The 11500-nt window shown below is 64.3% G+C and carries 12 protein-coding genes and 1 pseudogene; 6 read left to right on the top strand and 7 right to left on the bottom strand.

The features are described from left to right. Window positions 1-87: 87 nt before the first annotated feature. The 4 genes and pseudogenes from AC1ROW_RS21850 to AC1ROW_RS21835 form a co-directional block, all read right to left on the bottom strand. Window positions 88-180: an NUMOD1 domain-containing DNA-binding protein gene (locus AC1ROW_RS21850; RefSeq protein ID WP_493021755.1), complete on the bottom strand. Its 93-nt coding sequence runs from the start codon at window positions 178-180 to the stop codon at window positions 88-90. Between the two features lie 630 nt (window positions 181-810). Continuing rightward, window positions 811-2046, bottom strand: a pseudogene (locus tag AC1ROW_RS21845) (IS3 family transposase). Between the two features lie 624 nt (window positions 2047-2670). Continuing rightward, entirely contained in the window at window positions 2671-3885 is a 1215-nt protein-coding gene (locus tag AC1ROW_RS21840; protein ID WP_493021754.1) for a cobalamin-independent methionine synthase II family protein, read from the bottom strand. A 115-nt stretch (window positions 3886-4000) separates the two neighbouring features. After that, window positions 4001-4498, bottom strand: a complete 498-nt coding sequence (locus AC1ROW_RS21835) for a MarR family winged helix-turn-helix transcriptional regulator (RefSeq protein ID WP_493021752.1) — start codon at window positions 4496-4498, stop codon at window positions 4001-4003. A gap of 83 nt (window positions 4499-4581) precedes the next feature. Between AC1ROW_RS21835 and AC1ROW_RS21830 the strand changes: the two genes are divergently transcribed. After that, a complete protein-coding gene (locus AC1ROW_RS21830; protein ID WP_493021750.1) occupies window positions 4582-5151 on the top strand; it encodes an NADPH-dependent F420 reductase in 570 nt (189 codons plus the stop codon). A gap of 255 nt (window positions 5152-5406) precedes the next feature. Here the strand turns inward: AC1ROW_RS21830 and AC1ROW_RS21825 are convergent, their stop codons facing one another. Genes AC1ROW_RS21825 through AC1ROW_RS21815 form a run of 3 tightly spaced genes read right to left on the bottom strand, consistent with a single transcriptional unit; the run spans window position 5407 to window position 7212 of the window. After that, a complete protein-coding gene (locus AC1ROW_RS21825) occupies window positions 5407-5916 on the bottom strand; it encodes a ubiquitination-like system serine protease family protein (RefSeq protein ID WP_493021748.1) in 510 nt (169 codons plus the stop codon). Next, a complete protein-coding gene (locus AC1ROW_RS21820; RefSeq protein ID WP_493021746.1) occupies window positions 5817-6983 on the bottom strand; it encodes a ThiF family adenylyltransferase in 1167 nt (388 codons plus the stop codon). The genes AC1ROW_RS21825 and AC1ROW_RS21820 overlap by 100 nt, the downstream gene beginning before the upstream one ends. Beyond that, a complete protein-coding gene (locus AC1ROW_RS21815; RefSeq protein ID WP_493021744.1) occupies window positions 6964-7212 on the bottom strand; it encodes a multiubiquitin domain-containing protein in 249 nt (82 codons plus the stop codon). Before AC1ROW_RS21815 ends, AC1ROW_RS21820 begins: the two co-directional genes overlap by 20 nt. A 234-nt stretch (window positions 7213-7446) precedes the next feature. On the opposite strand from AC1ROW_RS21815, the gene AC1ROW_RS21810 reads away from it, so the two are divergent. The 5 genes from AC1ROW_RS21810 to AC1ROW_RS21790 all read left to right on the top strand — a co-directional run bounded on the left by AC1ROW_RS21810 (window position 7447) and on the right by AC1ROW_RS21790 (window position 11435). After that, window positions 7447-8619 (top strand): hypothetical protein, encoded by a 1173-nt coding sequence (locus AC1ROW_RS21810; RefSeq protein ID WP_493021742.1) that lies wholly within the window; start codon window positions 7447-7449, stop codon window positions 8617-8619. Window positions 8620-9093: 474 nt separating this feature from the next. Then, a complete protein-coding gene (locus AC1ROW_RS21805; protein ID WP_493021740.1) occupies window positions 9094-9363 on the top strand; it encodes a hypothetical protein in 270 nt (89 codons plus the stop codon). Between the two features lie 2 nt (window positions 9364-9365). Then, window positions 9366-9689 (top strand): hypothetical protein, encoded by a 324-nt coding sequence (locus AC1ROW_RS21800; RefSeq protein ID WP_493021737.1) that lies wholly within the window; start codon window positions 9366-9368, stop codon window positions 9687-9689. A gap of 202 nt (window positions 9690-9891) precedes the next feature. After that, window positions 9892-10173 carry a hypothetical protein gene (locus AC1ROW_RS21795; RefSeq protein WP_493021735.1) on the top strand — a complete coding sequence of 94 codons (282 nt, stop codon included), beginning with the start codon at window positions 9892-9894 and terminating at the stop codon, window positions 10171-10173. 278 nt (window positions 10174-10451) lie between these two features. Continuing rightward, complete coding sequence (locus AC1ROW_RS21790; protein ID WP_493021733.1) at window positions 10452-11435, top strand: ParB/RepB/Spo0J family partition protein; 984 nt, start codon at window positions 10452-10454, stop codon at window positions 11433-11435. The last annotated feature ends 65 nt before the right edge of the window (window positions 11436-11500 follow it).

Raw genomic sequence — 11500 nt, 5'->3', positions numbered from 1 at the left:
CTGCAATCACAACGAAAACTAGCCCCCACATCCCTGAAGGATCACGAAACGGTTACACCACTCCACGGGACTTGACCCCGCGCGGACTCAGCTAGTCGAGACAATGCAACGCCAAACCGTGGAAGAGACGATGGAAAAGTCGCGCGCAGCGGCGCGGACCGATGCAAAAACGCCCCGGATCCCTGTGTTTTCAAGGGATTCGGGGCGTTTTCGTGGCGGTACCGGTGGGATTTGAACTCTAGTTCAGGGGCTTAAGCCCCTTGGCATGCGGGCAAACTTCCGCGGAATGTCAACGAAATAGAGCTCCTGTGATCTCATGTGATCTCGTGGGAACTCACACGGTTGTAGTCAAAATGTAGTCAAACGCCAACAGTCTTGGAATGTGAAATTGGTGCGCTAGATTCCAACTGGAAGGCCGTCCAGCCTGGGATCCGCGCGCAAGGCGTCTAAACCACGATTAGGTTCCAGTAGATCTCGTAGGCTCGCGTAGGGCCCGTCTTGGTTGGCTTTCCGCGGTTTTCGATCGCATGAACCGCGCTTGAATGGCGCTGGATTCGCTCCAATGTGCGGGGTAAGTGCGGGGCAAGCATGTGGGGCGCCTCAGACGTCCGCCCCTCCACGCCCTGTGTCAGACATCCGAGGCACTTCGCAGAACGCCGCAGCATGTCCGCGGGCAATATGGCCGCCGATGCGCATCACACGGGAGCTATCCCGCCACAGCGTCTCGTCACTTGTTGTATATCAGTCGTCGATGTTGGCCCACAGGTGCGGGGGCCTTGGCCCTTGATCGTGGACACGGTGTCGGTTCGGTTATGCCGCTTCCGCGAGCGTAGCGGAGCGTGCGGCTTCGTAGGCGTTCGGGCTGATGTTGCCGATCGCGGAGTGGCGCCGGCGAGTGTTGTAGCGGTTCGCCCACCGGAACACGGCCCGGTAGGCGGTGGCCTGGTCCGGGAACGCTGACCGGCCGGCGAGGAGTTCGCGCTTGAGCGTGGCGTTGAAGCTTTCCGCGAGTGAGTTGTCGGCACTCGTGCCGACCGCGCCCGTGGATTGGGTCACGCCCAGCTGCTCGCAGAGCGCGGCGTAGGCCTTCGCGGTGTAGACGCTGCCGTGGTCGGAGTGGAAGATCGCGCCGACCAGCGACCCGCGGTCGCGGTGCGCGGCACGGAGGGCGTCTTCGACGAGTTCGGTGCGCATGTGGTCGGCGACTTGCCAGCCCGCGAGCTTCCGGGAGCCGAGATCGATGCAGGACGCGAGGTAGAGGTTCGTGCCGTCGGCGATAGGCAGGTAGGTGATGTCGCCCACGTAGCGGCGGCCGGGGTCGCCGACGGAGAAGTCCCGTCCGATCAGGTCGGGGAAGCGCCTGGCGGACTGGTCCGGGATCGTGGTCTTCACCCGTCGTCGCAACCGGATCCCCGCGAGACGGTGCTCACGCATTACCCGCGCGACGCGCTTGTGATTCACCCGCTCCGCCACGGGCACACCGTCGTTGAGGTCGGCGGTGATCCTGGGCGCCCCGTAGGCGCGGTCGCCACCCTGAGCGGGGTCTTGCAGCACCCGGATCCGCGCCGCCAACACCGCGTCGTCTGTCGCCTTCGCGGCTCGCCGCCCGGCGGAGTCCAGCCAGGCGTAGAACGACGAGCGGGCGACCTCGACGACCTCACACAACCGCTTCACGCCGTAGGCGTCCTTGTGATCCTCAACAAACTGGAAGCGGTTCACCAGTTCGTCTCCCCGGCGAAATACTTCGCCGCCTGACGGAGGATGTCCTGCTCCGTCTCGAGCTTGCGGGCCTCGGCCTGCAAGGCCGCGAGGTCGGCCTCCAACCGGAGGACCTTCGCCGCCTGCGACTCCGGTCGCCCCGTCGCCCCCCGGCGGCGACGCAGGGGCAACCGTGACCCCGGAACCGAACTTGTCGACCCACTCTTTCAGCGCACCCCGAGAGATCCCGAGATCCCCGGCGATGCCCTTGAGCGTCGAACCCGGCGTGGACTCATACAAGTCCACCGCGCGCTGCCGGAACTCGTCCGTGTAGTTCTTCCTAGCCATCCCTTGGATTCTCGCTTCCCCAGCATCGTGCTGGAATCAGCGTGTCCAAGATCAGGGGTCAAGCGCCGAGGGACGAATGGGCGACATACCACTCGTGGCAACATGGCGCGTGCCAATGGACATCCTCGCTGACTGCGTGCCAGCCGGAGCCGAAGCGATCTGGTCAGGCTCTGGACGTGCTGTAGCCGTGCGGAAGGCCCACGCGACCGCATCGGACGAGGATGAAGACGTCATTTCAAGGAAGATAAGGTCGTGGCTTGCGGCGCGAAATAGGTCAGGCGCTTACGGTTGGTCGACTTCGGGAGCCGATGATATGTCAAAGATGCGCCCTGCTTCCGAGGTAGCCGCGAGGTGGATTTTCTCGGATCTCAAGAGTCTCGGCTTAGGCGACGGAACATTTCCCCAACTCCGATAGCGGTGCTGGACCGGCACACCACGAGCCGTGACGCGAGACCGCTCGACCGCTTCCTCAGCCCGGCGCCAGCGCAGTTCAATGCATGCCTAGACCGGAGGTGCACAGTGACGATGTCAGACACACGCGGACGCTTCGTCGACTATTACGAGGACTTCGCACAGCACCGCGGGAACCGGTAACCGCCCCGGGCGCTTAATAGCGCGACGCCGTCACACCGCGGCTGCGGCCCTCCGGGCGCCTTCGCCGAGCGCTTCCAGCTTCGCCCACGCGATCTGCGGGTGCACCCGGCCGCCGAGTCCGCAGTCGGTCGACGCGACCACGCGGTCGGGGCCGACGATGCGGGCGAAGCGCTCGATGCGCTGCGCCACGAGATCCGGGTGCTCGATGAGATTCGTGGAATGCCCGACCACGCCCGGCACCAGCACCAGGTCGTCGGGGATCAGCCCGCGCTCCGCTGCGTCGGCCCAGTGCGTCCACTCGTGCTCGTGCCGGGCGTTCGCCGCCTCGAAGGAGATCGACCCGACCTTCGCCTGCAGCACCACCGGCAGGATGTGACGCACCTCGATGTCCGTCGAGTGCGGGCCGTGCCAGGATCCCCAGCACAGGTGGAGGCGGATCTGCTCGCGCGGCAGGCCCTCGATTGCACGGTTGATCGCGTCGACACGGATGCGCGTGAACTCCTGGTACTCGGCGATCGTCGGCTCGGGGTTGATCTGGTCCCAGTTCTCGGCCAGCGACGGGTCGTCGAGCTGCACGGTGAGGCCTGCGTCCACGATCGCGCGGTACTCCTCCCGCAGCGCGTCACCCCACGCGTCGATGTGCTCCTGCTCCGTCGCGTAGTACTCGTTGCGGACGCGAGCGGCGGAGCCCGGCGCGATCGCCGTGAGGAAGCCGCTCTCGCCCTCCCCCAGCGCGGCGCGCAGGTGCGCGACATCAGCGGCGACGGCCTCCTGGCCGCGATAGGCGATCGGACCCGTCGTGGTCGGGAACCCGGTGGCCAGGCGTCCGGACGGAACGCCCGCCTCCGGGTCGGCGTACGCCTCCGCGAACGCATGGCGGTCCCGGCGGTCGCCGAAACTGGTGAGCACCACCCGTCCCGGCTCCGAGCGGCGCGGCGGCTCATTGAACGCGTTCACGTCGGTCAGGGAGAGGCCCGTCACACGCTGGAACGAGTAGCCCCACCACGCGCCGTAGTCCACCGGGCTGGACATCGCCTTGCCGAACTCGCCGTCGCCCGGCTGCGTGATCCCGGCCTCCCGCTGCCGATCGACGACCTCCCCGACCGCCTCGGCGACCAGCTGCTCGTACTCCGGAGTGCTCTGCAGCGTGAAGCCGTCGTCGCCGAAAGCGCGCGCGGCGTTCGCTTCGATGAGTGCGCGGCTGCGCGGCAGGCTGCCGGCGGTGGTGGTCTGGATCTCGGTCACGGGAACTCCTCACAGGTCTCGTTTCACCGTACGGGTTGCCTGCGACGGACGCGTTCGTGTTGCTTTCGGTGACGCCACGGGTGTTCGGCCAGAGAGCGGCATCCGCCGCCAGCGGTCAGTTGACTGCCGCTTGGACGATCGATGCGCAGGCGTCGGAGGGGCGCCGCTGCGGGTCCAGGGCATCCACCAGCGCGCCGGAGATCGTGGCCAGCTGCTGGAGCTGTTCTTCCGTCAAGGCGCCGAGGAGCTGACTGCGCGCGGCCTCCAGTTGACCCGGCGTGGCTTGGGCGACGAACTCCGCGCCGGCCTCCGTGAGGACGGCATTGGTCGCGCGGCCGTCCTCTTCGCACGGGACCCGGTTGACGAGTCCCCTCGCCCCCAGCCGGGTGACGACATGGCTGAGCCGCGAGACGGACGCGCTCGTGGCCTTCGCCAGCGCGCTCAACCGCATCCGCTGTCGGGGCTCCTCGGCGAGCCGCGACAGCACGAAAAACTCGTAATGCGTGGCAGCGGAGTCCCGCGCGAGCTGCGCGTCGAGGGCAGGAGGGAGCAACTGGGTGAGAGCGATGAGCCCTTCCCACGCCTCCCGTTCGACCGCTGCTTTGTCCGCCACCCTCCCAGTGTACGTTACTTGACGCTTCAAGTATTCGGCCCTATCGTTTTTGTTGACGCTTCAACCAATCGAGAGAAGGACCCATGAGCAACGTCAGCATCATCGGAAACGGAAACATGGCCAAGGCCATCGGCGGACTCTTCGCCGCGGGCGGCACCACGGTCCAGTACCTGGGCCGCAACGGCGGCGCCGTCGAGGGCGACATCGTCGTGCTGGCCATCCCCTACCCCGAAGTGGATGCGGCCCTCACCACCTACGGCGACGCGCTGTCCGGCAAGACGGTCGTCGACATCACCAACCCGGTCGACTTCGCCACCTTCGACGGCCTCGCGGTCCCGGCCGACTCCTCGGCCGCGGCCGTCATCGCGGGAAAGCTGCCCGGCTCGACCGTCCTGAAGGCGTTCAACACGACACTCGGTGCGACCCTCTCCTCCGGCAAGGTCGGCGAGAACCCGACCACCGTCCTGATCGCCGGCGACGACGACCAGGCCAAGCAGCGGCTCGCCGACCTCATCCGCGACGGCGGCCTGCGCGCCATCGACGCCGGCTCCCTCAAGCGCGCCCGCGAGCTGGAGGCGATCGGCTTCCTCCAGATCACGCTGGCCGCGGCGGAGCGCATCTCGTGGACGGGTGGATTCGCGGTCGTCGATTGAGCGCCGACTAATGAGAAACCCCCGGAATCGGCGGGATTCCGGGGGTTTCGATCGGCGGAGACGGAGGGATTTGAACCCTGACGAGGCCCCTTAATTGGCCTTCAGATGCTCGGAAATCCGCGGAATTCCGCGGCTCCTCGATGACATCGCACCGCATTCGATTACTGAGGTTGTGGGGTTTTTGTGGGGGCTGTACGGCTCGTCATATTCAGACTCGACCGGCTCGCCGGTCATTACGTTGGAGGTTGCGCGCACCTACCGCAAACGATCGCGCCCAGTGAGACGGCGCCACAATTGTCTGAGCAATCCGCGAGTTCGAGGGCGCCGGGCAGCGTAATAGTCGCGAACCGCCTGTGCGTCGCGTCGCTGTACGGCAGACTTCTCCTCCTCTGTGAATGAGTACGACCAGACGACCTGGTTGTCACGGATCCAGTAGTGGGACTGGCAGGGCAATTGCCACCGGCCGATCGACGGAGAGAGTGAGACATGGCCATCGCGATTGATGAGTTGCCACTTCGGCGGCTTTAGAGGCGTGACTACACGAGCGCCGCATCCGCATGCGCAGAGGTGCGAAGCGGTGCGAAATCTCTCCGAAATGTAGAGTCGGCCTTCCTCGAGCTCTTCAGGGATGGTGGTGACAAACTCTGGGATGAACTCGGACTGCCTCAAGGCAGGTCTCCGCTGAACAGCCCGTTGCTCGCAGTGACGTAGGCGGAGTTGAGCTCGTGCTTTCGATCGACGTAGTACCCCACGAGCTTCTTCCACTTCAGGACGGCGAGCACGGCGTTGAGCATGTTCAGGTCGGCGGTTTGGATGTTCCAGTCGTACTCGTTGGCATCCACGTCCGTGTAGGAGATACGGCTTCCGAGGTGGTCGTACTTGCCCGGCAGCGCTGTGGTTACTCGCACGGTGCCCGCGAGCGAATCGTCCTGTCGTCGGACTCCCATGCCACAGTCGATGAAGCTCTTTCCCCACGCCTGCAACTGACCCACGATCTGCGCCTTGGCCAGTCCGGCGTCCATCGAGAGGAACACAAAGTCCATTTCTGACAGCTCGTCGATGTTCGTCGCGTCGAGACGGACCGGATGCGGTATCACATCGCGCCGGATCGCGTCGTAGCGGCCAGCGAAGTAGTCGACCTTCTTCGGCATGGCCACGAGCTCGTCAAGACTCGCCGCCCCGGGAGCACGGAATGCGTTGTGAGCATAGAGCACGTCATCGTCGAAGAGATGGATCTCGCGGACAGGTGTCTTCGCGACGAGATCGAGGATGTAAGACCCGGTCCCTCCGAGCCCGACGATTGCGACCTTGTCAAGTTCGAGTTTGTTGGTGACGGCGCTCAGCCCCGAGCGGCTTGCGGCGGAGTCGTGGTACCGGAACACCGATTCTGTGGCAGTCGACTCGCGTGGCGGGTAATCCTTGTACGTTGCGTTCGGCGAGACCGCTCGCGCGTACCTACCGAGAATGTCGACGTAGTTCGCCAGCTTGTGATGGTAATCCCGCGGCATCTGGTTGTTCGGCTTGCCCGATAGCCTGCAAGCAGCGGTCAGTCCCTCGCCGAAGCTCGTCGCTTCTTCGTCGGCGATGATCGAGATCTTCCGCCCCTGATGGTCATATGGAACCCCGCCGACTACCCACACTTCGTGACGACCGGGTGTGATCGTCTGCTCACCGTTCGTCGACAGGTCCGATACCAAGATGCAGTAGTCGACAGCGCCCGCGCTCGTGACATAAGGAACGTGATGCACAAGGAGATCCGCACCGCGGACCTCGATGTCATACCCCTCCTCGACAAGCCTCGCGAGGTCCGGGCTACGACCGACCAGTGTCATCGACGTCAAACTCAGTGTTCTCTTTGATTGTGACGGACTGCCCGGCGACGAGCTCACCCTCTTTAGGCTTTCGGCCGTGCTCGAAGCTCACGGCGTAGATTGTCCCCTCGACTGGCTGCGCTATGAAGAGGTGGACGACCTCTTCATAGGTGAGCACCTCGTTATCGACAACCTTTTCAACACCGTTGACGTACACCTTGTACGTCTTTACGTGATCCTCGTGAGCCACGTCGAATCCTCCTGCTCTTCAAGCCCCTCGCCCTCAGCTCGAGTAACTGAGGATCTAATGGAAGCACCGTCACGCTACGCGCGACCACCGACGAGCAACCCGATAGCCGCAAACAGACGCTTTCATATGCCGCCATTAAGGGCGATAGTCCTGTCCACCCCAGTAGTGGTCACGGCGGCGAGCCACGGGCCCGTCACAGCAGAACACGCAGTCGAACGCCATAAGGATGGGGCCATGCCCACGCGAACGACCTCTAATTTGCCCCTGGCTTGGGCCGCAGCCGAAGATCTAGCAAACAGCCTGACCCCGAGAATACGACGAGCCAAGGGGCCTAGCCGAGTGCTCGCTTGGATTGGCATAGGCATGTTCGTTCTGGGGATCGGCAGCGCGACGACGCTCGGAATCATGATGCCTTCAGTGTCCGATTTTCTACCATGGTTTCGCGCCTACCTCTTCGTTGGCGTAGCCATCAGCGGGTTCTTCGTATTCGTCTGGGCAGCCCCGGACGCGTACCTCGCTCGAACCGCCAAGGTCATGCGTGCCGGAACAACCGCAGGTCGCCGCCTACGTCTGCTGCTCGCCACGGTGAACTCGGCGGTGCTACTCGGCTTTGCCTTCGCTGCAGCGAAGTCCGCAGCGAGCGGATGGTTATTCCTGCTTCTCCTCAGCCTCGGAGTGATTGGAACGATCTTCGCGATGAGCGCCCTCTCGTCGGGGACAGCAGTCGTGTCCGCGACCAGCAAGTCTCTGGGATACGATGGGCGTCGCCTCGCACTCCTCGTTATTTCGTTCGGGGTCTTCACGTGCGGCACAATTGTCGGCGCGGGAGCCGCTCGCTATCTCAACGCTCAAGCGGTCTGGCCAAGCGTCGCGCTCGCAATCCTCGGGCTCGTCGTCGGCGTTTTTGCACAGCACCATCGCGAGTTGAACGAATCTGTTGACAAGCTCGACCACGCGCTCGCGGCCCTATACAACGAACTCCTCGCGCCAGATCAGGACTCGCCGAAGCTACGTGAGGTGGCAATGGACGTTGAATCCGCGATCACGGTACGCTCGCGCGGTCCTCTCTCGATCGCACCGCTTCCGCTTGCGGACTACGAACTCCGCATCTGCGTGTTATATCTCCTGGCGGTCGTTACAGAACTGCCAATCCGGGTCCCGTCGATCGGACAGGCAGCGATCCTAAAACGACACTTCGAAGGGCATGACCCACGAACGCTTCTCGGGGATCTCGCTTGGGAGATTCGTCGACGACTCTTCCGATCGGCGAAGACAATCGAGCGCATCGACGAAAGCGCGTTCGCCGCGACTCGCTACCCGAGAATTTCGATTCTGTCCGAACCGTCGCCAAGGACGCCTGATGCACCAGACTCGACGCGCCTTGCCGAGCCCACACCGACGAACTGAAACGACCGGGTTTACCTCACTCTGACCTGACGCGATTCAGTAGCCGCTTCGGTTGATCGGGCGGCGCCGGTGCGCGGGTCGAGCCCAGATTGCCACCGAGACTTCTGCTCCTCCGGACTAACAATCGACCCGTCTGGCGCCGTGATCGGTATAAGGAAATTGGGCATCCCTAAACTCAGAGCGCACGCGTCGACCGCCTCCCTCAACGCCCCGTAGTACCCCAATGGCCATCGATCGGCGCGCTTGATCGTGAAGTGGTCGACCCGGTACATCATGAGCGTCTCATGTGTGCGCTGATGCACTGCCGGCCCGTACTCGATCGCGAAGTGGATGCGCGTGCCAGTGTCGGCCACGACCAACCAGACGCGCTCTCCCGCTTGCAGAACTCTCATGGCTCGGCGCTCCAACATTCGAACATATGTTCTATTGTGGCCAGTAGAGCCGACACCCGCTACCCGATCGGAGGAACTGGCCATGAGCATCGCTCCCGCCCCTGACATCGTCCACATCTGGGCCGATGCCGGAACTCCGAACCGGCCTGTCTGGCGCGACAACCGCTACCGCGTCATCGCCGCCGAGCCCGTCAAGTCGAGCACTACGCACGACGCTCTCACACATCCCGTCGATCGGCTCGTCGGGTGGTCCGTCGTTGCAGTCTCGGACCAGGACTCGTCCGAGATCCGGTCCATGCAGTTGCAGTCCGTCGGTACCGGCTGGGTGCTGGTCGACGTCGACCCCGCCTGACGGTGGGACAGAACCGCCGCTACCCGGGCTCCGGGATGGACCGCGCGATCGAACAAGCGATCACCCGGCCACGCCCGGTCTGGTTGACCGAACAAGAAGTCGACCTCGAACACGACCCAGCGATCGTCCCGAACTCGCCGTCGCCGGCGATCGCGTACGTGCGCTTCCACGAAGCCGTCGTCCGACCCGAGGTCGAAGTGGTGGCGTGGAACGAGCACGCGGTCCGCATCCGGTTCACCGCCCGCGACGGCCAAGTGCACGAGGGCTGGGTGTGGAAGGACGCCGTCCGGTCGAAACCAGCACGCACGATCGAGCGTCGACGCTGACCTAAGTCAAATGCGTACTTGCTCTCCTCTCTTGCTGGTTGTTGTGCCGTGAAGCCTGCGGCGATTGTTCGGTGGCCGCCCTGCGCGCAAGCCCCTTCGGGGCCGGCTGACGTCGCCCTGACGGGTGGCGCTTCGGGAGGGACTCCCTGATCGGCACTGCGTGTCTTCACGGCACACCAACCAGGCAGGGAGGAAGACGATCATGAGCACCCTCATCACCGACACCAACGAGCTCACCCACTTCATCACCGTGTTCAGCAAACACGACCTCGCCTCCGACATCGCACCGAGGCTCAGCTGCATCGAAGTCGAAGCCCTCGCCGGCCTCCTTCGAGCCCTCGGAGAACCCGCCACCGCAGACACCTGGATCCAGGCACACGCCACAGACGACGAAGTCAGCGACGCCCACTACCAAGGCGACACCCTCGAATACCTCGTCCCGATCGACCCACAGGACGACCTGCAGTGCGACAGCTGCCAGTAACCACCCACGAGCCCACGCCACCGCTGGCGTGGGCTCGATTCATGTGAAGAGAAGACCTGAGTGGAGCTGCACTCGGCGCCCTGCTTGCTCGGTTGTCCGTCTGCCTGGCCGTCGATCGTAGTTCGCTCCCGCGGGCTGCGTTCCGGGCTTTCGCGGCATAGCCTCCACTCGCTGCGCTCCCTGCGGTATTCCACGGTCCCGGCACTCCGTACCGCTCCCGCTCTCCCTCGATCCCCTTGCCAGACAGGCGAACAAGAACAGTTGAAGGAGAAAGAGCCATGAGCGACATCACTACGGTTGCGGGCACCATCGAGCACCTCGACCCCCACACCCTGATCATCGAGACGAACGTGCGCCCCTCCGCACCGGTCACTCCGGCGTTCGTGCAGTCCATCAAGGAGAACGGCGTTCTCACTCCCGTTCTCGGGCACCGCCGCGACGCCGGCACCGTGACCGTCCGGGCCGGACAGCGGCGCGTGTTCGCCGCCCGCGAAGCTGGACTAACCACCATCCCCGTCTACGTGGTGGATGCGGACGAAGTGACGGCGGAGCGGATCGTGCAACAGGTGGTCGAGAACGACCAACGCGAAGCCCTCACCGACGGCGACCGTGCCGCCGCGTTCCAACAGCTCGCGTTTGAAGGACTCTCTGTCACCGCGATCGCACGGCGAACCGGCACCAAGCAGAAGGACGTCAAAACCGCCCTCGCGGTGACCGAGAACCAGGTCGCAGCATCCGCGATCCAAGAGCACCAACTGACCCTGGACCAGGCGGCGGTGCTGATCGAGTTCGACGCCGACGACGACATCCGGGCTGACCTTATCAAGGTCGCGACCACCGACCCGGCCCAGTTCGCCCACGCGGCTCAGCGGGCACGCGACGAGAAGGCCCGCGCCAAGACCAAGGCCGATACCGAATCCGACCTGTCCGCGCGCGGGTATACGATCCTCGACAGCGATCCCGGGTACTACGACACCGAGTACACGCGGATCGGCGAACTCCTCACCGCGGACGACCAGCGCGTCACCGTAGAGCAGATCGAGAACATCGACGGCCGCGCCGCGCACGTCCGTGTCTACGCAGACGGGGATGCGAACGTCACCTACTTCGTCCACGACGCGAAGGCGGCTGGATTGCACAGCTACGGTGGCAGTCAGGCCAAGAGCGGGCCGATGACGGACGAGCAGAAGGCCGAACGCCGCACCCTGATCGCCAACAACAAAGCCTGGGCTTCGGCCGAGGCCGTCCGACGCGAATGGTGAGTTAACTGCACCACCAGCGCGTCGCCACAGCGGGCGATTTCGCGTTGGTAGACCGATGGTACGGC

The organism is Leifsonia sp. GW821-FHT13C09 (assembly GCF_058806435.1).
The sequence above is the reverse complement of the archived record's forward strand: the minus strand, read 5'-3'. Positions and strand labels throughout refer to the sequence as shown.